The organism is Pseudomonas sp. CCI1.1 (assembly GCF_034348165.1).
In the GTDB taxonomy this organism is placed as follows: Bacteria; Pseudomonadota; Gammaproteobacteria; order Pseudomonadales; family Pseudomonadaceae; genus Aquipseudomonas; species Aquipseudomonas paracarnis.
On sequence record NZ_CP133780.1, the window covers coordinates 1,365,070 to 1,390,509 of the forward strand.

The window sequence follows — 25,440 nt, forward strand, 5'->3', positions numbered from 1 at the left end:
CTCAAGATGAATTTTTCCAAGTTCTTCATTTCACGGCCGATCTTCGCAGCGGTGCTGTCGCTGTTGATCCTGATTGCCGGTGCAATCTCGCTGTTCCAACTGCCGATCAGCGAATACCCGGAAGTGGTACCGCCGACCGTGGTGGTGCGCGCCAACTTCCCGGGCGCCAACCCCAAAGTCATCGGTGAAACCGTGGCCGCGCCGTTGGAGCAAGCCATCACTGGCGTTGAGAACATGCTGTACATGTCCTCGCAATCTACCGCCGACGGCAAGCTGACCCTGACCATCACCTTCGCCCTGGGCACCGACCTGGACAACGCGCAGGTGCAGGTGCAAAACCGTGTGACGCGTACCCAGCCCAAGCTGCCGGAGGAAGTGACACGCATCGGTATTACCGTGGACAAGGCCTCTCCCGACCTGACCATGGTGGTGCACTTGACCTCCCCGGATCAGCGTTATGACATGCTGTACCTGTCCAACTACGCGATCCTCAATATCAAGGATGAACTGGCCCGCCTGGGCGGCGTCGGTGACGTGCAGTTGTTCGGCATGGGCGACTACTCCCTGCGCGTCTGGCTGGACCCGAACAAAACCGCTTCGCGCAACCTGACCGCCACCGATGTGGTCACGGCGATCCGCGAGCAGAACCGCCAGGTGGCAGCCGGTGCCCTGGGCGCCCAGCCTGCGCCGAGTGACACCAGCTTCCAGTTGTCGGTCAATACCCAGGGCCGCCTGGTCACTGAAGAAGAGTTCGAGAACATCGTGATTCGCGCCGGCGCCAACGGTGAAATCACGCGCCTCAAGGACATCGCCAGGGTCGAACTGGGCTCCAGCCAATACGCGCTGCGCTCGCTGATCGATAACCAGCCGGCCGTTGCGATTCCGATTTTCCAGCGTCCCGGCTCCAATGCCATCGACATCTCCAACGATGTGCGCAGCAAGATGGCCGAGCTGAAAAAGAGCTTTCCGGCGGGCATGGATTATCGCATCGCCTATGACCCGACCATCTTTGTACGCGGCTCCATCGAAGCGGTGGTGCATACCCTGTTTGAAGCACTGATCCTTGTGGTGCTGGTGGTGATCCTGTTCCTGCAGACCTGGCGCGCCTCGATCATCCCGTTGGTGGCGGTGCCGGTTTCATTGATCGGTACCTTTGCGGTGATGCACCTGTTCGGGTTCTCACTCAATGCCCTGTCATTGTTTGGCCTGGTGCTGGCGATCGGTATTGTGGTGGACGACGCCATCGTGGTGGTGGAAAACGTCGAGCGTAATATCGAGTTGGGGCTTGAGCCGTTCCCGGCGACCGAAAAAGCCATGAGTGAAGTGACCGGCCCCATCATCGCCACGGCGCTGGTGCTGTGTGCGGTGTTCATTCCGGCCGCCTTTATCAGTGGCTTGACCGGGCAGTTCTACAAGCAGTTCGCCTTGACCATCGCGATCTCAACCGTGATCTCGGCGTTCAACTCCCTGACCCTGTCCCCTGCCCTGGCCGCTGTGCTGCTGCGCGGCCACGACGCGCCAAAGGACCGTTTCTCCAAGTTCCTCGACAAGGTCTTCGGGGGCTGGCTGTTCCGTCCCTTCAACCGCTTTTTCGAAAAGGCCAGCCATGGCTATGTAGGCACCGTGCGCCGAGTGATTCGCGGCAGCGGTATCGCCTTGTTCGTCTACGCAGGTTTGATGGTGCTGACGTTCTTCGGGTTTGCCCACACGCCGACCGGTTTCGTACCGGCCCAGGACAAGCAATACCTGGTGGCCTTCGCCCAACTGCCCGACGCCGCAAGCCTGGACCGCACCGAAAACGTGATGAAGCGCATGTCGGAGATCGCCCTGAAACAACCCGGCGTGGAAGCTGCGATTGCCTTCCCGGGCCTGTCGATCAACGGGTTCACCAACAGCCCGAACAGCGGCATCGTGTTCGTGACCTTGAAGCCGTTCGATGAGCGTAAAGACCCGAGCATGTCCGCCGGTGCGATTGCCGGTGCACTGAACGGCCAATACGCCAATATCGAAGAGGCCTACATGGCGATCTTCCCGCCGCCGCCGGTACAAGGCCTGGGCACCATCGGGGGCTTCCGCCTGCAGATCGAAGACCGTGGCAACCTCGGCTATGACGAGCTGTACAAAGAAGTGCAGAACGTGATTGCCAAGAGTCACAGCGTGCCTGAACTGTTCGGCCTGTTCACCAGCTACACGGTGAACGTGCCGCAAGTGGACGCGGCCATCGACCGCGAAAAGGCCAAGACTCACGGCGTGGCGATCAGCGACATCTTCGACACCCTGCAGGTCTACCTGGGTTCGTTGTATGCCAACGACTTCAACCGTTTCGGGCGTACCTATCAGGTCAACGTGCAGGCCGAGCAGCAGTTCCGCCAGGACTCCGACCAGATCGGCCAATTGAAAGTGCGCAATAACAGAGGCGAGATGATCCCGCTGGCGACCTTTATCAAGGTCAGCGACACCTCGGGCCCGGACCGTGTGATGCACTACAACGGCTTCATCACCGCAGAAATCAACGGCAACGCCGCGCCGGGCTACAGCTCTGGCCAGGCCCAGGCCGCGATTGAAAAGCTGCTCAAAGATGAACTGCCCAACGGCATGACCTACGAGTGGACCGACCTGACCTATCAGCAAATCCTCTCGGGCAATACCGCGCTGTTCGTATTCCCGCTCTGCGTACTGCTGGCGTTCCTGGTGCTCGCCGCCCAATACGAAAGCTGGAGCCTGCCGCTGGCGGTGATCCTGATCGTACCGATGACACTGCTGTCGGCCATTACCGGGGTGATCATCTCGGGCGGCGACAACAACATCTTCACCCAGATCGGCCTGATCGTACTGGTGGGCCTGGCGTGCAAGAACGCGATTCTGATCGTCGAGTTCGCCAAGGATAAACAGCAGGAAGGCCTCGACCCGCTCGCCGCAGTACTGGAAGCCTGCCGCCTGCGTCTGCGGCCGATCCTGATGACCTCGTTCGCGTTCATCATGGGTGTGGTGCCGTTGGTGCTCTCCAGCGGTGCCGGCGCCGAGATGCGCCATGCCATGGGCGTGGCGGTGTTCTCCGGGATGATCGGTGTGACCTTCTTCGGTCTGTTGCTGACACCAGTGTTCTACGTACTGATCCGTCGCTATGTCGAGCGCAGTGAAGCGCGCAAAGCGGCCAAGGCCTTGAAGCTGGAGACACAGCAATGAGTGTGAAAGTATTCCTGCCGAGCCTGTTGGTGCTGGCGCTCGCCGCCTGTGCCGTAGGCCCGGACTACAAGACCCAGCCACTGGAGGCGGCCAATATCACGGCCGCCGCCGACAGCAAAAGCTACGACCATGCCAAGTACGAAGGCATCTGGTGGCAGCAGTTCGAAGACCCCACGCTCAACCAGCTGGTAACCCAGTCGCTGAGCGGCAACCGTGATTTGCGCGTAGCCTTTGCCCGCCTGCGGGCGGCACGGGCTATCCGTGATGACGCGGCCAACGACATCATGCCGGTGGTCACCTCTCGCGCCAGCAGCGATGTGGGCAAGGGCCAGATTCCCGGGCAGACCACCAAGCGTGTCAACAGCGAGCGCTACGACCTGGGCCTGGACATGGCCTGGGAAGTGGATTTGTTCGGACGCATCCGCCGCAACCTGGAAGCCAGCGACGCCGACCAACAGGTGGCCGAAGCCGACCTGTACCAACTGCAAGTCACCATGATTGCCGAACTGGTGGATGCCTACGGTCAACTGCGTGGAGCGCAACTGCGTGAACGCATTGCCCTGGACAACCTGAAGAACCAGCAGGAATCGCGCACCATCACCGTCAGCCTGCGTGATGCCGGCGTCGGTGATCAGCTCGACGTGGAACGTGCCGACGCGCGCCTGGCAGCAGTTGAAGCCAGCGTGCCGCAACTGCAGGCCGAACAAGTGCGCGAGCGCAACCGCATCGCCACCCTCCTCGGCCAGCGCCCCGACAAACTGAGCGTGGACCTGAGCCCGAAAGACCTACCAGCGATTGCCAAGGCGTTGCCGATTGGCGACCCGGGGCAACTGCTGCAACGACGCCCGGACATCCTCAGCGCCGAACGCAAACTGGCCGCCGCCACCGCACGTATCGGCGTGGCCAAGGCCGACCTGTTCCCACGGGTGAGCCTCAGCGGTTTCCTCGGGTTCACCGCCGGGCGCGGTTCGCAGATCGGCTCCGCCGCGGCGAATGCCTGGTCCCTGGGCCCGAGCATCACGTGGGCCGCGTTTGACCTGGGCAGCGTGCGTGCGCGTCTGCGTGGCGCGAATGCCGAAGCCGATGGCGCGTTGGCGACCTATGAACAGCAAGTGTTGCTGGCATTGGAAGAGTCCGAGAACGCCTTCAGCGATTACGGCAAGCGCCAGCAACGCCTGGTCTCGCTGATCCGCCAAAGCGAATCCAGCCGCGCCGCCGCCGACCTCGCGGCGATCCGCTATCGCGAAGGCACCGTGGACTTCCTGGTACTGCTCGACGCCCAGCGCGAACGCCTGGCCGCCGAAGACGCCCAGGCCCAGGCCGAAGTGGATCTGTATCGCGGCATCGTGGCGATCTACAAGGCCTTGGGTGGTGGCTGGCAGCCGGATACGGTGGTCGCCAGCAACCGGTGAGGTAAAGAGCTCCTTTGGTTGGTCGCATCCAGCCAATTTTTAGCCCTGCGGTCCATTCGGTCGCGGGGCTTTTTTTCGTGTGGGATTTAGCTGGCCTCACCCAGAATCAGGCTACGGTAATGCCCCGGATTCGATCCCACCCACTTACGAAACGCCTTATAAAACGAACTCGCATCGGCAAACCCCAACCGCGTGGCGATCTCGGCAAAACTGATCTGCGGCTCGGCCAACCACACAATCGCCAGTTCCTTGCGCACGCTGTCCTTGAGGCCCTGATAGGTCTGCCCCTCTTCCGCCAAGCGACGGCGTAGTGTGGACGCAGAAATACACAACCTGGCGGCAAGCCCCTCGGTTTCCGGCCAGGTGTCGGGGGGCATCTGCCGCAAGTCGTGCTTGATGCGCGTGGCGAGGCTTTCCGGGTCGCGGTATTTCACCAGGATGTTAGCCGGTGCATGAGCCAGGAAACGTTGGAGCTCCTGCGGGCTGCGCTTGATCGGCAGGTCCAGGCAGTCGGCAGAAAAAATCATGCGGGTGCGTGGCCGATCAAAGCGCAGGTTGTCAGAAAACATCACCTGATAATCGTCACAGAAGTCCGGCTGCGCGCAACGCAACTCGATGGCGAGGATCGGAATGCGCCGCCCTGCCAGCCAGCAGGCGACGCCGTGGACGATCATCCAATAGGTGAAGTAGGTAAACGCACGCTTGGGATCATGCTCAGGTTCGAGCAGGACGATTTCCGCCAGGCTCTGTTGACGCACCAGCTGGGCTGGCATGTGCTCCAGCATCAACGACAGAAACCCCAGGCCGGTTTCCAGGCCCGCTGCCAGGCTGGGTTGCGCCACGGCGGCGCGACACAGGAACGCCAAGCTGCCGGACTTGAGCTTGCGCGGGTCCATGCCAAAGAACTCATCGTCCCTGCGCCGCGCCAGCAAGCGCCACAGGCGTGCATAGGCCGTGGCCGCCACGCGAGCGTCGGGCTGCTCAAGCAACGCCGGATCAATCCCGACTTTGCTCAATGCCTCAACGGTGGCCGCTCCCGGCGCGCAACTCTGCAACAGCGCTTCGCGCACGAGGTGGATGGAGATGGTGTCTTTTTCCGACATGGGGCGTTGAGCTATCCGGCTGCGGTCTGATTGCCCCGCATCATAAAGGCGGTTGCGCTTCGCCACCACTGTTCAGCCCACGTTCAGCAAAGGTCAATATTTCTTGTTTAGCAATGAGTATCATTATGTTACAACTTAGCTCCCTAACTAGTTGCGCCCGGGTGCCCGATGCTCGTTCCTTTTTTAATCATGCTGCGCGAAGGCATTGAAGCGGCATTGATCGTTGGCATTATCGCCAGTTACCTGCAACAGACCGGGCGTGGCCAGTGGATGCCTGCGGTGTGGATCGGCGTGTTCCTGGCGGCCGCGCTGGCGCTGCTGGTGGGCGGCGGCCTGGAATTGGTCAGTGCGGAGTTCCCGCAAAAGCAGCAGGAATTGTTTGAAGGTGTCGTCGGCCTGGTCGCCGTGGGTATTCTCAGTTCCATGGTGTTCTGGATGCGCAAAGTGGCGCGCTCGATTAAACACTCGCTGCATGAATCTCTCGACCATGCGTTGGCCGGCTCCAGGCACCAGGTGTTTGCCCTGATCGCCATGGTGTTTTTTGCCGTGGCCCGCGAAGGACTGGAGACGGTGTTCTTCCTGTTGGCGGTGTTTCAGCAGAGTGAAGGCCCAGGCGCTCCGATAGGCGCCCTGCTCGGCCTGGTCCTGGCCATTGTCGTCGGCTTGCTGATTTATTCCGGCAGCATGCGCCTGAACCTCGGTGCATTTTTCCGCTGGACTGGCCTGTTCATCCTGGTGGTTGCGGCCGGCATTCTCGCCAACTCGGTGCAGGCCCTGCACGAGGCCGGCGTGTGGAACCACTGGCAGACCGTGCTGTTCGATTTCAGCGCTGCATTACCCATGGACAGCCCGCTCGGCTCGGTACTGGCCGGCATGTTCGGTTACCAGGAGGCGCCGACCGTCAGCACCCTGGGCGCCTATCTGATTTACCTGGTGGTGGCCCTGGTGATGTTCTTCCTGCCCTCGGCCCCTACCCAGCCCGTTGCCAATACCTCTTCCGTTTCCAGCCAGTAAGGACCGTCTCTTGTCCAACCCAACCCCTCAATCGGCCCCGCCATCCCGCGCCTTGCGCTGGGGCGTGGCCGGCTCGGTGGTGGTGATGATCGCCGCCGGTGGCCTGTTCTACTACGCCTCGCAATTGGCCGCGACCAAGCGCCAGACCAACCACAATGAAATCGCGGTCACGATTCACAGTCACGCCTGCGAGCCCAACGCTCTCACCGTGCCGGCCGGGCGCGCAAGCTTTCGTATCATCAACCGCTCCGACCGTGCGGTGGAGTGGGAAATCCTCGACGGCGTGCTGGTGGTCGAAGAACGGGAGAATATTGCCCCGGGCCTGAGCCAGGTGATCAATGCCAACCTGTTGCCCGGTGACTACGCCATTACCTGTGGCCTGTTGAGCAACCCGCGCGGCACCTTGCATGTCACGCCCACGGCAGAGTCTGACGCCCAAGCCAAGGCCAAGCCGTCGATGGTGGCCTTTATTGGCCCGTTGTCGGAGTTTCGCGTGTACCTGAGCGGCCAGAGCGGTGCGCTGGTCAAGGCGGTGACGGCCCTGCAACAGGCCATCGCCGCCGGTGATCTGGCCCAGGCACAGGCACTGTATGTGCCGGCCCGTGAGGCGTATCAGCGCCTGGCGCCGGCGTCCCAGCGCCTGGCCGAATTGGATAACGCGATCAACGCCCGCGCCGATTACTTTGAAAAGCGCGAGCAAGACCCCGCCTTCAGCGGCTTCCATCGCCTGGAATACAGCCTGTTCCAGCAACACAGCCTTGATGGCCTGGCGCCGGTCGCCCAACGCCTGGTTACCGACGTCACCACGCTCAAGCAACAGTTACTGGCCCAGTCCCTGCCACCAGAGCAACTGGTGAGCATTGTGGTACGCAACCTCGACAGCCTGGCAGACGTTCGCGCGGCGAGCGGTGAAGAGGAACGCTACAGCCACATCGACTTGAACGGCTTTGCCGCCAATCTTGAGGTGGCCCGCAAAGTGGTCGACCTGATGCGCCCGTTACTGGGCAAGTCCGCCGCCGACCTGTTGCCCGCTATCGACAGCGCGCTCAACGCCTTCGACACCGAACTCGACGGGCTCAAGGTGAATGACCGCTACCCAACCTACGACAAGGTTACAGCCGATCAGCGCAAGCAGATCGCCGATAAGGCCAAGGCACTGGCCGTTGCACTCGATGGAATCGACCCCGCCCTTGGCCTTTCCGGCCTGCAGTGAAGACGACCGCACACATGAGTGATACAGAACAGTTTGACCTCCAACGTCGCCGCGTCCTGTTGGGCATGGCGGCCACCGGCGCTGCGATTGCCGGCAGCAGCCTGAGCTGCCCGGCGATGGCGGCAGCGGCCGAGCAAGTCACCACGGCCCCGCGTAGCGACAAGACCCAGGACCACCAAGCGTTTTTCGGCAAGCACCAAAGCGGCATCGTCACCCCGCGCCCGGCCTGCGGCATGGTCGTGGCGTTCGATGTACTGGCCAGCGACCGCGAAGACCTGGAACGCCTGTTCCGCACCCTCAACGAGCGCATCGCGTTCCTGATGACCGGCGGCACCGTGCCCCAGGTCGACCCGAAATTGCCGCCTACCGATTCCGGCATCCTTGGCCCGGTGGTCACGCCGGATAACCTGACCATTACCGTATCGGTCGGCGAGTCGTTGTTCGACGAACGCTTCGGCCTCGCGGCGGCCAAACCCAAGCGCCTGAGCCGCATGGTCGGTTTCCCCAACGATGCGCTGGAACCGGCGCAGTGCCACGGCGACCTGAGCCTGCAGTTCAGCTCCAACACGCCAGACACCAATATCCACGCGCTGCGCGACATCGTCAAAAACCTGCCCGACCTGCTGCTGGTGCGCTGGAAGCAAGAAGGCAGCGTGCCGCCCCAGGCACCGACCAAACCCGGTGAGCCGGCGCAGAGTGCGCGCAATTTCCTGGGCTTTCGCGATGGCTCGGCCAACCCCGACTCCAACGATGACAAGGCCATGGACCAGATCGTCTGGGTACAGCCCACCAGCGACGAACCGGCCTGGGCCGCCCATGGCAGTTACCAGGCCGTGCGCATCATCCGTAACTTTGTCGAGCGCTGGGATCGCACCCCGTTGCAAGAACAGGAAAGCATCATCGGCCGCGTCAAACCCACGGGCGCGCCCATGGACGGCCAGCATGAAACCCAGGTCCCGGACTACAGCAAGGACCCTGAAGGCAAGTTGACCAAGCTCGATGCCCACATCCGCCTGGCCAACCCGCGCACCCCGCAGACCCAGGCCAACCTGATCCTGCGGCGGCCGTTCAACTACTCCAACGGCGTCAACAAAAATGGTCAACTGGACATGGGCTTGTTGTTCATCTGCTACCAGGCTGACCTGGAGAAAGGCTTTATCAGCGTGCAAACCCGGCTCAACGGCGAGCCGCTGGAGGAGTACCTCAAGCCCGTGGGTGGCGGGTATTTCTTCACCTTGCCAGGGGTCACCGGCCCCAAGGATTTCATCGGGCGCACGCTGCTCGCGGCAACGCACTCTCAAACTCCTGCCAAGACCTAAAACACACCAGAGCGGAATGTCTCCCATGAAGAAGTCGTCTATTGCGTTGTTGTTACTCAGCCTTTCGCCACTGGCAAGCTTCGCCGCTACTGCGCCGTTGGACCTGGTGGGCCCGGTGTCGGATTACAAGATCTACGTCACCGAAGAAATCGGCGAACTGGTCACCCAGACCCAGGCGTTCACCGACGCTATCAATAAAGGCGACCTGGCCACGGCCAAGAAACTCTATGCGCCAACCCGCGTGCACTATGAGTCCATTGAGCCGATCGCCGAGCTGTTCAGCGACCTCGACGCGTCCATCGATTCGCGTGTCGACGACCATGAAAAAGGCGTGACGGCCGAAGACTTCACGGGCTTTCACCGGATCGAATACGCGCTGTTCTCGCAGAACTCGACCCAGGGCCTGCAAGCACTGACGGCCAAGCTCAACGCGGACGTGAATGACCTCAAGACCCGCGTCGACGGCCTGACCTTCCCGCCGGAAAAAGTCGTCGGTGGTGCCGCTGCGTTGCTTGAAGAAGTCGCGGCCACCAAGATCTCCGGTGAAGAAGACCGCTACAGCCACACCGACCTGTACGACTTCCAGGGCAACATCGACGGCGCGAAGAAAATCGTTGACCTGTTCCGTGGCCAGATCGGGCAGCAGGACCAGGCCTTCCTGGCAAAAGTCGACAAGAACTTTGCCAGCGTCGACAAGATCCTGGCCAAGTACAAAACCAAGGATGGCGGCTTCGAGACCTATGACAAGGTCAAGGACAACGACCGCAAGGCCCTGGTCGGCCCGGTCAACACCCTGGCCGAAGACCTCTCGACCCTGCGCGGCAAGCTGGGTTTGAACTAACTGCCGCGCACAAAAAAACACCCAGTCCCTGTCGAGGGGCCTGGGTGTTTTTTTGCCGGCACGTTGCTCAGTTAGAGAATGCGGTACAGCAAGCGCTCGATCCGCACCCGGCTGACACGCCGCAGGAACTTGCCGACATCGGGCGGGTAATCCACCAGCGTCTGAAATTGCTGGTAACCCTGGATACGCGTGGTGTGTTGGAAAATATTCGCAAGCTCAGCGCCTCGCGGCCCTAGCCATTGGCCTTGAGGGTCGTCGATCAGCAAGCCGTTTTCCAGGTCGAGGCGAAACGCCCGCGGGTTGAGGTTGTTGCCGGTGAGCAAGGTGTAGCGCTCATCCACCCACATGCCCTTGAGGTGATAGGTGTTATCGCCGTCGCGCCATAGGTGCAGGTTCAACTGGCCGCTGTTGATCATCGGCTGGTGCCGTTTGGCAAAGCGCCGCAGGCTGATCTCGTACAGGTACGGCAACGCCGCAATCACCTTGAAGGGTTCAGTGGGCGGAATATAGAAGTCGTTGGCGGTCTTGTCGCCCACCACGATGTCGATCTTCACACCGCGTGCCAGGGCACGGTTGATCTCGCGGGTCACCGGCAATGGCAGGTTGAAATACGGCGTGCAGATGGTCAGTTGCTGCTGGGCGCTGGCGATGAGTTCGAGGATCACCCGGCTCAACGGGTTGTTCTTGCCGACGCCCAGCAAGGGGCTGACCGACAGATGGCCATTGGGCAACTGCCCGGCTGTGGTGTCGTAGGTCGCATGCTTGAGACGGCTGCGCAGGTCGCCGATGTCGTTGCGCAGGCTGCGAGTGGTGGGCGGGTTTGGCAGGTCCAGGCGATGCACGGCCTTGGACGCCACCAGGCCGTGTTCCACCAGGTGCTGCATCGAATCGGCCAAGGGTTGGCTATGGATCAGGTGATAACGGTCGAAGCGGTATTTGTCGAACTTGTGCAGGTACACATTGTTCAGGCTGGCGCCGCTGTACAGCACGCTGTCATCGATCACGAAACCCTTGAGGTGCAACACGCCGAACAGCTCGCGGGTTTGCACCGGCACGCCGTACACCGGCACTTCGCTGGCGTGGCGCTGGGTCATGGCCTGGTACCAGGCGCTGTTGCCCGGTTGCTTGCCCGCGCCGATCAGCCCGCGCTGGGCGCGCAGCCAATCCACCATCACCACGATGTCCAGTTCGGGCCGTGCGGCCTTGGCGGCGTGTAGCGCGTCGTAGATTTCCTGCCCCGCCTCGTCCTGCTGCAAGTACAAGGCAACGATGTAGATACGCCGCGTGGCCTGGGCGATTTTCTCCAGCAGGCAGCGACGATAGGCATCGGCGCTGGGCAGCACCTCAAGGGCCTCGTTGGACAGCGCAAAACCGCGCAGCTTGGGCAACAGGGAGCGTTTGAAGAACGACGGCATAGGGCTCGCAATGGGTCGAATCCGAAGAGGTCCAAAGCTTACACCATGAGGCTGCTCAGGTCTCGCAACGGGCAATCGAAAAAGACTGTTGACCATGAAGAACGATCGTTCTACTGTACTCGACATGAACGATATAACCCAGAATGAAACCCGCGACATTATTCTCGACGTCACCGAGAAGTTGATCTATCGCCACGGCATCGCTGCCACCGGTATGGACTTACTGGTAAAAACCGCTGGCGTGTCGAGAAAAAGTATCTATCGCTACTTCGCCAACAAAGATGAGTTGGTGGTGGCCGCCTTGCAACGCCGCGACGAGCGCTGGATGCAATGGCTGCGCAGCGAAGTGGAACGCAGCGACGACAGCGGCGAACGCCTGCTGGGGCTGTTCAGCGCGCTCAAGCGCTGGTTCGGCTCGGCAGACTTTCGCGGTTGCGCCTTTATCAACACCAGCGGTGAAACCGGCGATGCCCAAAACCCGGTGCGCCTGCTGGCCAAGGCCCATAAACGCAAACTGTTCGAGTACGCACTTGAACTGTGCCAAGCACATGGCACCCCCGACCCGGAGCAGCAGGCCGCGCAACTGCTGATCCTGATCGATGGAGCCATTACCGTTGCCCTGGTCATGGGTGATTCAACAGCTGCCGATAATGCGCAATGCATGGCGCGGACCTTACTGCAACTTTGAACCCACAGCCCAGGCAACTTTCGACCCAACCTTTATTGCATTGAGGAGTCGCCCATGTCAGCCCAAGAAGAAGTCCGCCCGCCCCGGCCGCCGTTTACCCGCACCTCTGCCATCGAAAAAGTCCGCCTGGCCGAAGATGGCTGGAACTCCCGCGACCCGCAACGTGTATCCCTGGCCTACACCCTGGACACGAACTGGCGTAACCGCGCCGAGTTTGCCCATAACCGCGAAGAAGCCAAGCAGTTCCTGAGCCGTAAATGGGCCAAGGAACTGGATTATCGACTGATCAAGGAATTGTGGGCCTTTACTGATAACCGCATCGCCGTGCGCTATGCCTATGAATGGCACGATGATTCGGGTAACTGGTTTCGCTCGTACGGCAACGAAAACTGGGAGTTCGACGAGAACGGCTTGATGGCCAACCGCTTTGCCTGCATCAACGATATGCCAATCAAGGAGAGCGAGCGCAAGTTCCATTGGCCGCTGGGGCGGCGCCCGGATGAGCATCCCGGCCTGTCAGAGCTGGGGCTATAACCCCGACTCTGCAGACCGAATGAGATCCAATGTGGGAGCTGGCTTGCCCGCGAAAGCGGTCGTGCAGTAACAGATTCAGCGCCTGACACACCGCCTTCGCAGGCAAGCCAGCTCCCACACTTGGATCGCGGGGCGTCAATTGGATCTGCGTCTGCTGCCAGCCCCCTCCCACACGTTTAGTCCTGATTCAGCCCAACGCGATACAACACACCATCATCCTCATCGGTCAGCACATACAGAAAGCCATCCGGCCCCTGTCGCACATCGCGGATCCGCGCTTTCAATTCGCCCAACAAGCGTTCCTCGTGGACCAATTTGTCACCCTCGAACTGCAACCGAATCAGCTCCTGACTCACCAGCGCACCGACAAACAGGTTGTGCTGCCATGCCTTGAACCGGTCGCCGTCATAGAACGCCATGCCACTGACACCCGGCGACTTCTCCCACACATGGTGGGGCGCCACTGTGCCCTCTGCCGTTTTGCCCTTGGCTTCGGGAATCGGCAGCAGGGAATAGTTGATGCCATGGGTTGCCAACGGCCAGCCGTAGTTCTTGCCGCGCTCGATGATATTGACTTCATCACCGCCACGGGGCCCGTGTTCATTTTCCCAGATCGTGCCGCTCCAGGGATTCAAGGCCAGCCCTTGCGGGTTACGCTGCCCATAGGACCAGATCTCGGGACGCACGCCGGGTTGACCGACGAAAGGGTTGTCATCCGGCACGCGCCCATCCGGGTAGATGCGCACCACTTTGCCTTGCAACTTGTCCAAATCCTGGGCCGTGGGGCGGTCGTTGTTCTCTCCAAGAGTCACGAACAGGTAGCCATCACGGTCGAAGGCCAGGCGCGAGCCGAAGTGGTTGCCGGTAGACAGCTTGGGCTCCTGGCGCAGGATCACCTTGAAGTCCTCCAAGCCGCTCAAGTCAGCGGCCAAGCGACCACGCCCTACGGCTGTGCCGGCCTTGCCACCCTCGCCACCGCCTTCGGCGTACGACAGGTACACCAGGCGGTCCTGCTTGAAGTCTGGCGACAGCACCACATCCAGCAACCCGCCCTGCCCTTTGGCCCATACCTGCGGCACGCCCTTCAAGGGCGCAGACAGCTTGCCGTCCGGGCTGACAAACCGCAGGTGCCCAGGTAACTCGGTCACCAGGAAACCTTGCTGGTCCGGCAAAAACGCCAGCGCCCATGGATGGTCCAGGCCCTTGGCGACCGGCGTGGCGGTGATGCTGCCTTGCTCAGTGGGGAACTGTTGGCTAACGACGGCATACGCCGCGCTCAACGGCAGCAACGCGGTGGCGCACAGGGCGGCTAGCAGGGTTTTACGTACAAACATAAGGCGAAATCCTCAGCGGCGATTGCCGTTGGCATCATAGGTGGGCGCTTTGGGTGCGGTGGCCGGGCGGCTGGGGGCCGCCTCCTGCTTGGGGTAGCGGTTGCCGATGCCACCGTTTTCCAGCGTTGGCCGCGGGTTGGCCGGGACGGGCTGGATACTGCGAACAGCCGGTGCATTGGGCTGGGTGCCCTGCATGCTATTGGGGTTGGCCCGGTGAATAGGGCCGTGGTCGCTACGCCCCGGCAGGTTTTGCGCCTGGGCCAATGGCGCAAGGGCCAGGCCCAGCGCCAGTGCTGCGAGATGACGTACACAACGGTTCATGGCCAAACCTCTCTATGCCAAGTACTACGTGCTTTCGATAACACGCTACGCCGCGGGTTCGCGTTGTGACACTAAATAGTTTCTCATCAGGTGTAACACGATCTGTCCGAGCATCTATCCGCCGAAACTTTTGCCCTGCCCTGTGAGTCACCAGCACACAAGCTCTTCGTTGAGGAATCACACCTATGCCACGGGCAATCTGGAAAGGCGCCATCAGTTTCGGCTTGGTTCACATCCCGGTATCGCTGGTTTCGGCGACCTCTTCACAAGGCGTCGACTTTGACTGGTTGGACAAGCGCAGCATGGACCCGGTGGGCTATAAGCGCATCAACAAAACCACCGGCAAGGAAGTCACCAAGGAAAATATCGTCAAGGGCGTGGCCTTTGAAAAAGGACGCTACGTGGTGCTCAGCGAAGACGAAATTCGCTCGGCCCACCCCAAGTCCACCCAGACCATCGAAATCATCGCCTTCGTCGCCAGCGACCAGATCCCCCTGCAAAACATCGACACGCCCTACTTCCTCGCTCCGGATAAACGCGGCGGCAAGGTCTATGCACTGCTGCGCGAAGCGCTGAAAAAAACCGGCAAGGTGGCCCTGGCCAATGTGGTACTGCACACCAAGCAACACCTGGCCGCGTTGATGCCGCTGGAATCGGCTCTGGTGCTGGTCATGCTGCGCTGGCCCGCTGAAGTGCGCAGCCTGGATGAGTTGGAACTGGGCAGCGATGTGACAAAGCCGACCCTGGCCAAAGGTGAGTTGGACATGGCCAAGCGCCTGGTGGAAGACATGAGCGCCGATTGGCAGCCCGATGAATACCGTGACAGCTTCCAGGACAAGATCAGGGCGCTGGTGGCGAAGAAGGCCAAGGCCGGCAAGATCGAAGATGTGGAAACGGTCGAAGGCGGCGAAGAGCGAAAATCCGCGGATGTCATCGACCTGACCGAACTGCTCAAACGCAGCCTGGCGGGTAAACCTGCGGCGAAAAAAAGCACCGCGAAAAAGTCCAATAACAAGGCCTCTTGAGCCTGCCATTGACGGGAGAATGACATGGCAAAGCCCCTGAGTGAGTACAATCGCAAGCGCGATTTCAAGATCACCGCCGAACCCGCCGGCAGCTCACCCGCCAGCAAACGCAACGTCTCGGCCCTCAGCTTCGTGATTCAAAAGCACGATGCGCGCAACCTGCACTACGACTTTCGCCTGGAACTCGATGGCGTGCTGCTGAGCTGGGCGGTGCCCAAGGGCCCAAGCCTGGACCCGAGCCAAAAACGCCTGGCGGTGCATGTTGAAGACCACCCACTGAGCTATGGCAGTTTCGAGGGCAGCATTCCCGCCGGCCAATACGGTGCGGGGGATGTGATCGTATGGGACCGAGGCATTTGGCAGCCCCACGATGATCCGCGCAAAGCCTACGCGGCGGGCAAGCTCAAATTCACCCTGGTCGGTGAAAAACTCTCCGGTGACTGGGCGCTGGTACGCACCCGGCTCAAGGGCAGCGGCGACAAGGAGCAATGGCTGTTGATCAAGGAAAACGATCAGCAGGCGCGCCCGGCCGCTGAGTTCGATATCGTCCAGGCCGAGCCCGCCAGCGTGCTCAGCGATGCGGTGGTGGGTAAGCCAAAGGCCAAGGCCAAACCCAAGGCCGCGCCAAAAGCCAAAACGCCCAAGCGCATCGCTGCCCTGCCGGATGAGTTTGCCCCCCAATTGGCAACCTTGGTGGACCGGGCGCCCGAAGGTGATTGGCGCTACGAGATCAAGTTCGACGGCTACCGCATCATGGCGCGTATTCGCGACGGCGAAGTGCGCCTGTTCACCCGTAACGGCCACGACTGGACCGAACGCCTGCCACGTCAGTGCAAAGCCTTGCAAGCCCTCAAGCTCAAGGACAGTTGGCTGGATGGCGAAGTGGTCAGCCTCAATGGCGACGGGCTGCCGGATTTCCAGGCGCTGCAAAACGCGTTCGATATCGGCCGCAGCCTGGACATTGTCTATTACCTGTTCGACGCACCGTTTTTGAACGGCCGCGACCAGCGTGAAGACCCGGTCGAAGAGCGTCGGGCTGCGCTTAAATCTGCGCTGTCCGCCAGCCGAAGCAAACTGCTGCGCTTCTCCGAAGCCTTTGCCGCCAGCCAGCGCGATATTTTCGAGAGCGCCTGTGACCTGGCGCTCGAAGGCGTGATCGGCAAGCGCGCCGGCAGCCCCTACGTGTCGCGGCGCAGTGCCGACTGGATCAAGCTCAAATGCCGCCTGCGCCAAGAGTTCGTGATTGTCGGCTACACCCGCCCCCAAGGTTCGCGCAGCGGCTTTGGGGCGCTGCTGTTGGCGGTCAACGATGACACCGGCCTGGTATATGCCGGGCGCGTGGGCACAGGCTTTGACCAGGCGGCGCTGAAAAGTATCTATGCCAAGCTCACCCCGCTTGAGCGCAAGGACTCGCCCCTGCAAAAACCATTGACCAGTGCCCAGGCCCGTGGCGTGCATTGGGTTGAGCCGAGCCTGGTCGGCGAGGTGCAATTTGCCGAATGGACCCGCGAAGGCGTGGTGCGCCAAGCCGCGTTTGTGGGCCTGCGCACCGACAAGCCAGCCTCGCAGATCATTCATGAACAGCCGCGCGCGGCCAAGTCGGTCAAGGCACCCGAAACGTCGAAAGCCGGTAAAGCGCAGGCAACGGTGAAGAGCGTGAAAATCACTCACCCCGAGCGCATTATCGACAAGCACAGCGGCACGCAAAAACAGCAACTGGCGCAGTTCTACACCGATATCAGCGAATGGATCCTGCCCTTCCTGCGCGCACGTGCCGTGTCATTGCTGCGGGCGCCGGAAGGGATCGAAGGTGAGCAGTTCTTCCAGAAGCACTCAGAGCGTATGGCCATCCCCCACATCAAGCAATTGGACCAGGCGCTGGACCCAGGCCATGCGCGCCTGATGGAAATAGACAGCGTGGAGGCCCTGGTCGGCGCGGTGCAAATGGGTACCGTCGAATTTCACACCTGGGGCGCCACTGCAGACAAGATTGAAACGCCTGACCTGTTTGTTCTCGATCTCGACCCGGACCCGGCCCTGCCCTGGAAAGCCATGCTGGAAGCGGCCCAACTGACCCTGTCGGTACTCGATGAGCTGGGCTTGCAAGCTTTCGTCAAAACCAGCGGCGGCAAGGGCCTGCACTTGATCGTGCCGTTGGCCCGGCGCGACGGCTGGGACACCGTGAAGGCGTTCGCCAAAGCCATTGCCCAATTCATGACCCGGCAACTGCCCGAACGCTTTACCGCCACCAGTGGCCCCAAGAACCGCGTCGGCAAGATATTTATCGATTACCTGCGCAACGCCCGTGGCGCCAGTACCGTAGCGGCGTATTCCGTGCGGGCCCGCCCGGGCCTGCCAGTGTCGGTGCCGGTGGGTCGAGAGGAGTTGAAAGGATTGCGTGGCGCCCAGCAGTGGACAGTGGCGAACCTGCATCAGCGGCTGCAAACGTTGAAGGATGACCCCTGGGCGGGGTATGCCAATCGACAGAAGATCAGCAAAAAAATGTGGGACAAGCTGGGCGCGCAACCCCCTGGGTGATCCGCGCCTTGAGCCAGGTCAGATAAGAATGAAGATCAGCGCCAGACCGGCAAAGATCGCCCACTTTTCCAGGTAGTAGCGCGTGCGATTGCGCTTCTTGAGCTCTTTGCCACGCAGGCGAATCTTGTACAGACGGGTAAAGGCACGGTTGAGGCCGCCGGTCTTGTCACCCTCATCGTTGGGCGAACCTGCGGCCGCCATCACATTGCGGCTGAACCAGCGGTTGAACGCAGCTGCCCAGCGGTACTTCATCGGCCGTTCGATATCACAGAACAGAATGATGCGGTTCTGTTGGGTGGTGTTTTCCGCGTAGTGAATGTAGGTCTCGTCGAACATCACCGGCTCGCCATCGCGCCAGTAATAGCTTTCGCCATCCACATTGATGTAGCAACCTGGATCGTTAGGGGTATCCAGCCCCAGGTGATAGCGGTACGAGCCCGCATACGGGTCACGGTGACGTACCAGCTTGGAGCCCGGTGGCAGCTCGGCGAACATGGCCGCCTTGATCGAGCCGATGCTTTGCACCAGCTCGGTGGTGCGTGGGCACAGCTTCATCGCCGAGGGGTGACTGTCGCCGTACCACTTGAGGTAGAACCGCTTCCAGCCGGTCTTGAAAAACGAGTTGAACCCTACGTCGTTGTATTGCTCCGAGCGTTTGATCTCACCCGCCCGCATCAGATTCTGGCCTTCTTCGCGGATCTCTTCCCAGTGCTCCTGCAATGGGCTCAGGTCTGGAAAGTCGCTGGGCGAGAGGTAGGGACGGCTGGGCTGCTTGGAGAACAGGTACAGGAAACAGTTGATCGGCGCCAGGAACGTCGAGTGATCGCTAAGCTGGCGACCCAGCTTGTGTCGCACCCGACCGCGCAGGTGTACATACGCAATGGAAGCAACGTAGAGAGCAACAATGATGAGTTTCAAGGGATTCGTCACACGTCAGGGAGAGAACAGGCTGCTCCTGCGGGCCCACAACGGCCGAGGATGGATAAGCAGCACCTGAAATCACAATTCACATACAGGTGACACGGCCGGCGGATAACCGCCTGCGTGCGACCATTGGCAGTTATTTAGCCACACTTTGTAACCAAAGGTTAACTAAGAATTGTGAAAAGCTGTCTACTGAGTGTGCTGGGGGTAGGAGCAGGCAGGCCCTTGAGCCTGCCTGTTTGAGGGCGCTGGAAGGGTTACAGCGGCGAGTCGTTACCCTCGCGGCGATCCCCTAATGCCGTATAGGGCACGGCCTGAGTGCGGCTGCGAACGAAGTAGCGGATCAGCGCAATCATCAGGCCCAGCAACAGGCCGCCAACAAGGCTCAACGCGATAACCAGCGGCTTTTTCGGCTTGATCGGCGACAGAGGCTCCTGGGCTCGACGGTCAATGGTCACCAGCTTGAGGTTGCTCATATCGATATTCAAACCACGCAACCTGGCGACTTCAGCGCGAAGCGGCTCGACGTCTTGCAAGAAAATGTCTTCATTGCCACGCTTGCGCAGCACCTCAACCTCGCGGTTGCTTTCCAGCAGTTGCAGCTCTTTGCCGATCTCGGCAATGCGCGGGTTGGTGAAATCGTCGCTGGTACGCTGCTGCAATGCAGCGCGTTCGGCTTCCAACGCCTCGGTCCCCATGAAATACAGCGGGATCTTCTGGTTGTTCACCTCGGTCCGCATGACCTGGCTCGAACCCGTGCGGGTGGAGTCGGCCATTGAGGACGGCGTTGTTGGTGTACGAATGCCCATGGACTTGGCAATGCTGATGGCTTCGGCCAACTCGGCGAGGCGGTTGGTGCGTTCCATCTTCATCTGCAGGCGCAGGGCGCTGAGTTCATCCTGCAGTTGGGCACGCTTGAGCCGGTCCGCTTCCAGCAGCTTGGCGATTTTCGATTCTTTATCGGTATCGTAGTTGGCGCGGGCGGCGTCGATCTTGCCCTTGAGCTCGCTCAAGCGGTTATTGACGATCACCTTGAGGTCGGCCCCCACTTGCTGGCGCTCGGCGGCAATGGCGTAGTCCACAAAACCGTTGAGGATCGCAACACCATCGACGTCGGTCGGGTATTGCAGTTCCAGACGGATATAGCTGCTCAACGAATCGGATTTCTTGGGGTCAGGCAAAATCAGATTGACCGAATTGCGGTTGAACGCCTCAAAGCTCTGCTCAAGGGTTTGCCCCGGTTTCTTGAACGCCTTGAACAACTCCTCATGATCCTTGAAGAACCCCAGGCGTGCATCATAAGAGTCCAACTGCGCGCCCACTTTGAGCAGCGCATCGGCAGGCGGCAACTTATACACTTCCGAACGGTTCAAGGCGTCTAGCTCGTTGATTGCAGCAGGCCGCAACACACTGCTGACTTCATAGGTCTTGGGTGCCAGGAAGGCATAACCTGCGCCTAATACCCCGGCCAGAAGCGTACACCCGATCACCAGCTTTTTTTGTCGCCAGATGGCGTGAAACAATTCAAATAAATCAATTTCATCAGACGCTGCGGAAGGCGGAAGCGGGGAAGTACGATTCAAAATAAGAACACCTTAAAATAATACTAAAAGGCCATCATTCTCAGAAGTCTAAAAGACTTCAAAAATCAGGGACAACGCCCTGGATACGGCAGACCAATGGCGATGTGACCACTCAGTCCCCTGAAATATCCCACAAACTTAGGGATTATTTCGGTTTCATTTCGGTGAGTAAGCCAAATGACACAGCCATGTCAGACTGATCTGGTTGCAAGCGTAGTCAATACAACATGAAAAAGCTGTCAAATAGCTGTCTTATAAAGAAAAAAATTTCGCCTACAGGCGGAACAGTGTCAGCCTCAATACAATTGAACATTTTTTTGAACAGCAATAAGGAGTTTGCATGTCAACCCTTTCCGCTTCGGACTTTCGCGCACTGCAAGGCACTTGGGAACAAACAGCCCTTGAAGACAGTGGCGTGCTTAACCCCGTGGATGCCCACAGCGCGCCGGGAGCAACGACGACAATTGCGGGGGATCGCTTCGAAGTGACCACGGTCAGTGGCGAAGTATTATTGGCAGGACGCTTCGTACTGGACGCCAGTACCACGCCCAAAAGCATTACCTGGACGGACGACATGGGCGATGATGCAGGCAAGCAACTCCCCGCCAGTTACCGGCTCGACGGCGATGATTTCGTATTTATCGCAGTGGATGAAGGCATGCCCAGGCCCACTGTATTCAGCACTGGCCCAGGGCAAACCATGCGCACCTTCGTACGGCGCTCTTGATCAAATGTGGGAGCTGGCTTGAACGCGGGGCGTCAGGCAGACAGGCGGTGGCTGGCAGGCCGTTAGGGGAGCAAGCTCCCTCGCCACAGGTGGACACATAAGCCGTGATTATCCGATTTGATCACGGCATTTTCACAAGGACTTCACTTTTCGACCTATAAGGTCAGGCCTACCTACTCCAGTGAATCACTTGGCCCGCCCTCTCCTCGCGGGCCTTTTTTTTGCGTGCGCAAACCTTGATCAGCCATCACGCCTGATCGCTGTCATGGTAAAGCACAGGGGCAGTTGCGCGGCCTGATGCTCATATTGATCGTAGAGTTCTTCCCGGTTTGAATGCGGGTATTCCTGCAAATGAGCGATCTGCAACCGCGCTGCGATAGCCCCGCTGACTACATTGCCCAGGGTATGTACATACCAATAGGAGGTCGGCCCGGGCCGCTCATCCTTCCCTTCATAGACAATTGCCTCCTGCAGCACAAAGGGTTCACGCTGGAAGTAAGAACTGGCAGGCAGCATAGGGTTGGCCCCACAGGGGTCAAACATCTCAAGAAAGGGATGGGTTTCGTACATGACCAACGTACCGCCGGGCTTCAGCACACTGGCAACCTGGCGCATGAACAACGCCACATCCGGCATCCAGCCCAGCACGCCGATGGTCACCAGGGCAATATCGAACCGTGCCTGCAAACGCTCGGGCAAATGGTGGATATCGGTCTCAATGAACTCAGGGCTGTGTGGCGAGGCCTCAGCCAACTCCCGCGCCTGTTCAAGAAACGCCCGGGATTGATCAACCCCCACCACCGAACGGGCGCCCAAGCCATACAACGAAAGGCTTTCGCGCCCGTTGTTGCAGCACAATTGCACCACGTCCTTGCCCACCACGCCTACCTCTTGCAGCAAGGTGGTGATGGTCGGGTCCAGGCAGGAAAAATCAGGCTCGGCTACCGAGTCCAGCAGTGCCGCCCAGGTCGCGGTGTCTTTATGCAACCCGGCGGATTCGTCCCAGGCATTTCTATTGCTGGCGATCGCCTCTTGCGCTGAGGGCATGTCCATTGCTTCTCCAGAAATTCATTCCAGTGGGCTTCGGAAAGTAAATTAAATGCGCGCAGGAGGAAACCCTGGCCCACCGCGAAACTTATCACCCAGCCCACCGGTCATTAACCCAACGCGTGTTCAGCCCCTGAACGCCGCTCTTGAAGGTCGCATCGTGGCCCGTCATTCAAACCTGCGTATCGCTTTATCCCTGGACAGCCTGAACTTCTTTCTCGCCGATGTACGCGACGGTCTCGGACCGTACCTGGCGATCTACCTGCTGGCCGTGCATCAATGGGAGCCGGCCAGCATTGGCGTGGTCATGACCCTCGCAGGCATCGCTGCCTTGCTGACCCAAGGCCCCGCGGGTGCGTTGATCGACCGCACTCGCAGCAAACGTGCGGTGGTCGCCCTGGCCGCGCTGTTGGTGACGGGCAGTTGCCTGATGCTGCCCTTCGTCAGTTCATTTGGCTGGGTGGCGCTGACCCAAGCTGCCAGCGCCGTAGCTGCCTCTGTCTTTGCCCCGGCAATTTCCGCCATTTCGCTGGGAATCACCGGGCCGCGTGCCTTCACCCGGCGTACCGGGCGCAACGAGACTTTCAACCATGCCGGCAATGCCGTGGCCGCATTGCTGGCCGGCGGGCTGGCCTACCTGTTCGGGCCGGTGGTGGTGTTCTACCTGATGGCGTTCATGGCCGTCGCCAGTGTCATTGCGGTCAGTTGCGTGCCGGCCAAGGCGATTGACCATGAGGTCGCCCGTGGTTTTGATCCGGCCCATCACACCGACCACGAACAGCCCTCGGGGCTTAACGCGCTGCTCACCAACCAACCGCTGCTACTGTTCGCCATCTGCTGCGCACTGTTTCACCTGGCCAACGCCGCGATGCTGCCGTTGGTCAGTCAGAAACTGGCGCAGATCAATCTGCAGATGGCTACCCCGCTGACTTCAGCCTGCATTGTCGCCGCACAGTTGGTGATGGTGCCGATGGCCTGGCTGGTCGGGCTCAAGGCCGATATCTGGGGGCGCAAGCCACTGCTGCTTGCCGGTTTCCTGATACTGCCGTTGCGTGGCGTGCTCTATACCCTATCCAGCGACCCATATTGGTTGGTAGCCGTGCAGATGCTCGACGGTATCGGTGCCGGCATTTTCGGCGCCCTGTTCCCGGTGATCGTCAAAGACCTGACCCAAGGCACCGGGCGCTTCAACGTCAGCCTGGGCGCCCTCTCCACCGTATTCGGCCTCGGCGCGGCGCTCAGTAGCAGCCTGGCCGGTTTCGTGGTGCAGCAGGCTGGCTACAACGCGGCGTTCCTGACGTTGGCGGCAGTTGCAGCCGCTGCCTTGATGCTGTTGTGGCTGGCGATGCCGGAGACCTTGGCAAAACCATCCTTCGCTCGCCATACAACTGTCGCCTGACATATGCGACAATGCGCGCCAAATTCCAACACACATTCCAAATTTTGTGTTCAGCGACCGGGTTTCGCGCCTTGATGTCGCTGTTGACGCATGCCTGAAGGCACCTGCCGTCACGCTCGCAACCCATTGATAGGTAAAGTAATTGATCTCCACAGCTAACATCACCATGCAGTTCGGCGCCAAGCCGCTCTTCGAGAACGTCTCGGTCAAGTTCGGCGCCGGCAACCGCTATGGTTTGATCGGTGCCAACGGTTGCGGCAAGTCGACCTTCATGAAAATCCTCGGTGGCGACCTCGACCCGTCCGGCGGGCAGGTCATGCTCGAGCCGAATGTGCGCCTGGGTAAACTGCGCCAGGACCAGTTCGCCTACGAAGAATTCACCGTGCTCGACACCGTGATCATGGGCCACGAGGAGCTGTGGAAGGTCAAGGCCGAGCGCGACCGCATCTACTCGCTGCCGGAAATGAGCGAAGAAGATGGCATGGCCGTGGCCGAGCTGGAAACCGAGTTCGCCGAGATGGACGGCTACACCGCCGAATCCCGCGCCGGCGAGCTGCTGCTGGGCCTGGGTATTCCCCTGGAACAGCATTTCGGCCCGATGAGCGAAGTGTCCCCAGGCTGGAAGCTGCGCGTACTGCTGGCCCAGGCGCTGTTCTCCGACCCGGAAGTGCTGTTGCTCGACGAACCGACCAACCACTTGGACATCAACACCATCCGCTGGCTGGAAAACATCCTGACCCAGCGCTCCAGCCTGATGATCATCATCTCTCACGACCGTCACTTCCTGAACAGCGTATGCACCCACATGGCTGACCTGGACTACGGCGAGCTGCGCCTGTTCCCGGGCAACTACGACGAGTACATGACCGTGGCGACCCAGTCCCGCGAGCAATTGCTGTCGGACAACGCCAAGAAGAAAGCGCAGATTTCCGAACTGCAATCCTTCGTCAGCCGCTTCTCGGCCAACGCCTCGAAAGCCAAGCAGGCGACCTCCCGTGCCAAGGCGATCGACAAGATCCAGCTGGCCGAAGTCAAGCCGTCGAGCCGTGTGAGCCCGTTCATCCGTTTCGAGCAGAACAAAAAGCTGCACCGCCAGGCGGTCATGGTCGAAAAAATGGCCAAAGGTTTCGACGGCAAGCCGTTGTTCAAGGACTTCAGCTTCCAGGTTGAAGCCGGCGAGCGCGTGGCGATCATCGGCCCCAACGGTATCGGCAAGACCACCCTGCTGCGCACCCTGGTCAACGAACTGACCCCGGACGCCGGTAGCATCAAGTGGACCGACGCCGCCGAGCTGGGCTACTACGCCCAGGACCACGCCCACGACTTCGAAGACGACGTGAGCCTGTTCGACTGGATGGGCCAATGGACCCAAGGCGAGCAAATGATTCGCGGCACCCTGGGCCGCATGTTGTTCTCCAACGACGAGATCCAGAAGTCGGTCAAAGTGATCTCCGGTGGTGAACAAGGTCGCATGCTGTTCGGCAAGCTGATCCTGCAAAAGCCGAACGTGTTGATCATGGACGAACCGACCAACCACCTGGACATGGAATCCATCGAAGCGCTGAACCTGGCGCTGGAGAACTACCCGGGCACGCTGATCTTCGTCAGCCACGACCGTGAGTTCGTATCGTCCCTGGCCACCCGCATTATCGAGTTGAGCCCTAGCGGCGTGATCGACTTCAGCGGCACCTATGACGACTACCTGCGTAGCCAGGGTGTGGTGTTCTAAGAGCAGCACTGAGCTGCAAGCTACAAGCTGATCGAGTAGGAGGCGGATTCACATCCGCCGTCCTCTCACACCACCGTACGTACGGTTC

General features: G+C 60.3%; 20 protein-coding genes. 13 read left to right on the top strand and 7 right to left on the bottom strand.

All coding sequences use genetic code 11. The features are described from left to right. Positions 1–6: 6 nt before the first annotated feature. Positions 7–3,186, top strand: a complete 3,180-nt coding sequence (locus tag RHM69_RS05915) for an efflux RND transporter permease subunit (protein ID WP_003191086.1) — start codon at positions 7–9, stop codon at positions 3,184–3,186. Then, entirely contained in the window at positions 3,183–4,598 is a 1,416-nt protein-coding gene (locus tag RHM69_RS05920; RefSeq protein ID WP_014718375.1) for an efflux transporter outer membrane subunit, read from the top strand. Before RHM69_RS05915 ends, RHM69_RS05920 begins: the two co-directional genes overlap by 4 nt. 86 nt (positions 4,599–4,684) lie before the next feature. Here the strand turns inward: RHM69_RS05920 and RHM69_RS05925 are convergent, their stop codons facing one another. After that, complete coding sequence (locus RHM69_RS05925) at positions 4,685–5,701, bottom strand: AraC family transcriptional regulator (protein ID WP_019820116.1); 1,017 nt, start codon at positions 5,699–5,701, stop codon at positions 4,685–4,687. Between the two features lie 168 nt (positions 5,702–5,869). Here RHM69_RS05925 and efeU point away from each other — a divergent pair, with 168 nt between their 5' ends. From efeU to efeO (RHM69_RS05945), 4 genes are read left to right on the top strand one after another with little or no spacing between them, the layout of a single operon-like run. Next, positions 5,870–6,715, top strand: a complete 846-nt coding sequence (efeU, locus tag RHM69_RS05930) for an iron uptake transporter permease EfeU (protein ID WP_014718373.1) — start codon at positions 5,870–5,872, stop codon at positions 6,713–6,715. A 10-nt stretch (positions 6,716–6,725) separates the two neighbouring features. Next, complete coding sequence (gene efeO, locus RHM69_RS05935) at positions 6,726–7,928, top strand: iron uptake system protein EfeO (protein WP_019820120.1); 1,203 nt, start codon at positions 6,726–6,728, stop codon at positions 7,926–7,928. 14 nt (positions 7,929–7,942) lie between these two features. Further along, complete coding sequence (efeB, locus tag RHM69_RS05940) at positions 7,943–9,247, top strand: iron uptake transporter deferrochelatase/peroxidase subunit (protein ID WP_060766477.1); 1,305 nt, start codon at positions 7,943–7,945, stop codon at positions 9,245–9,247. A 25-nt stretch (positions 9,248–9,272) separates the two neighbouring features. After that, positions 9,273–10,088, top strand: a complete 816-nt coding sequence (gene efeO / locus RHM69_RS05945; protein WP_014718370.1) for an iron uptake system protein EfeO — start codon at positions 9,273–9,275, stop codon at positions 10,086–10,088. A gap of 71 nt (positions 10,089–10,159) precedes the next feature. On the opposite strand, the gene pssA is transcribed toward efeO (RHM69_RS05945), so the two are convergent. After that, positions 10,160–11,503 (bottom strand): CDP-diacylglycerol--serine O-phosphatidyltransferase, encoded by a 1,344-nt coding sequence (gene pssA, locus RHM69_RS05950; RefSeq protein ID WP_200599189.1) that lies wholly within the window; start codon positions 11,501–11,503, stop codon positions 10,160–10,162. A gap of 124 nt (positions 11,504–11,627) precedes the next feature. Between pssA and RHM69_RS05955 the strand changes: the two genes are divergently transcribed. Together RHM69_RS05955 and RHM69_RS05960 are read left to right on the top strand one after the other, a co-directional pair. Then, positions 11,628–12,191, top strand: coding sequence for a TetR/AcrR family transcriptional regulator (locus tag RHM69_RS05955; protein WP_014718368.1), 564 nt, complete (start codon positions 11,628–11,630; stop codon positions 12,189–12,191). A 54-nt stretch (positions 12,192–12,245) separates the two neighbouring features. Next, positions 12,246–12,725 carry a DUF1348 family protein gene (locus RHM69_RS05960; protein ID WP_130174951.1) on the top strand — a complete coding sequence of 160 codons (480 nt, stop codon included), beginning with the start codon at positions 12,246–12,248 and terminating at the stop codon, positions 12,723–12,725. A gap of 176 nt (positions 12,726–12,901) precedes the next feature. Here RHM69_RS05960 and RHM69_RS05965 read toward each other — a convergent pair whose 3' ends face one another. After that, on the bottom strand, positions 12,902–14,059 hold the full coding sequence (locus RHM69_RS05965) for a PQQ-dependent sugar dehydrogenase (RefSeq protein WP_200599190.1): 1,158 nt from the start codon (positions 14,057–14,059) through the stop codon (positions 12,902–12,904). Positions 14,060–14,071: 12 nt separating this feature from the next. Then, entirely contained in the window at positions 14,072–14,380 is a 309-nt protein-coding gene (locus RHM69_RS05970; RefSeq protein WP_014718365.1) for a hypothetical protein, read from the bottom strand. A 185-nt stretch (positions 14,381–14,565) separates the two neighbouring features. On the opposite strand from RHM69_RS05970, the gene RHM69_RS05975 reads away from it, so the two are divergent. Together RHM69_RS05975 and ligD are read left to right on the top strand one after the other, a co-directional pair. Next, on the top strand, positions 14,566–15,405 hold the full coding sequence (locus RHM69_RS05975) for a Ku protein (RefSeq protein WP_014718364.1): 840 nt from the start codon (positions 14,566–14,568) through the stop codon (positions 15,403–15,405). Positions 15,406–15,429: 24 nt separating this feature from the next. Beyond that, positions 15,430–17,943, top strand: coding sequence for a DNA ligase D (gene ligD, locus RHM69_RS05980; RefSeq protein ID WP_200599191.1), 2,514 nt, complete (start codon positions 15,430–15,432; stop codon positions 17,941–17,943). A gap of 18 nt (positions 17,944–17,961) precedes the next feature. Here ligD and lpxO read toward each other — a convergent pair whose 3' ends face one another. Together lpxO and RHM69_RS05990 are read right to left on the bottom strand one after the other, a co-directional pair. Next, positions 17,962–18,861 carry a lipid A hydroxylase LpxO gene (gene lpxO, locus RHM69_RS05985; RefSeq protein ID WP_014718362.1) on the bottom strand — a complete coding sequence of 300 codons (900 nt, stop codon included), beginning with the start codon at positions 18,859–18,861 and terminating at the stop codon, positions 17,962–17,964. A 263-nt stretch (positions 18,862–19,124) separates the two neighbouring features. Continuing rightward, positions 19,125–20,450 carry a Wzz/FepE/Etk N-terminal domain-containing protein gene (locus RHM69_RS05990; RefSeq protein WP_014718361.1) on the bottom strand — a complete coding sequence of 442 codons (1,326 nt, stop codon included), beginning with the start codon at positions 20,448–20,450 and terminating at the stop codon, positions 19,125–19,127. 340 nt (positions 20,451–20,790) lie between these two features. Here RHM69_RS05990 and RHM69_RS05995 point away from each other — a divergent pair, with 340 nt between their 5' ends. Further along, positions 20,791–21,177, top strand: coding sequence for a TIGR03067 domain-containing protein (locus RHM69_RS05995; RefSeq protein ID WP_200599192.1), 387 nt, complete (start codon positions 20,791–20,793; stop codon positions 21,175–21,177). Between the two features lie 240 nt (positions 21,178–21,417). On the opposite strand, the gene RHM69_RS06000 is transcribed toward RHM69_RS05995, so the two are convergent. Further along, entirely contained in the window at positions 21,418–22,230 is an 813-nt protein-coding gene (locus tag RHM69_RS06000; RefSeq protein ID WP_014718359.1) for a class I SAM-dependent methyltransferase, read from the bottom strand. 154 nt (positions 22,231–22,384) lie between these two features. Here RHM69_RS06000 and RHM69_RS06005 point away from each other — a divergent pair, with 154 nt between their 5' ends. Together RHM69_RS06005 and RHM69_RS06010 are read left to right on the top strand one after the other, a co-directional pair. After that, positions 22,385–23,623 carry an MFS transporter gene (locus tag RHM69_RS06005; protein WP_200599193.1) on the top strand — a complete coding sequence of 413 codons (1,239 nt, stop codon included), beginning with the start codon at positions 22,385–22,387 and terminating at the stop codon, positions 23,621–23,623. A 142-nt stretch (positions 23,624–23,765) separates the two neighbouring features. Continuing rightward, entirely contained in the window at positions 23,766–25,352 is a 1,587-nt protein-coding gene (locus RHM69_RS06010; protein WP_003191057.1) for an ABC-F family ATPase, read from the top strand. Positions 25,353–25,440: the final 88 nt, after the last annotated feature.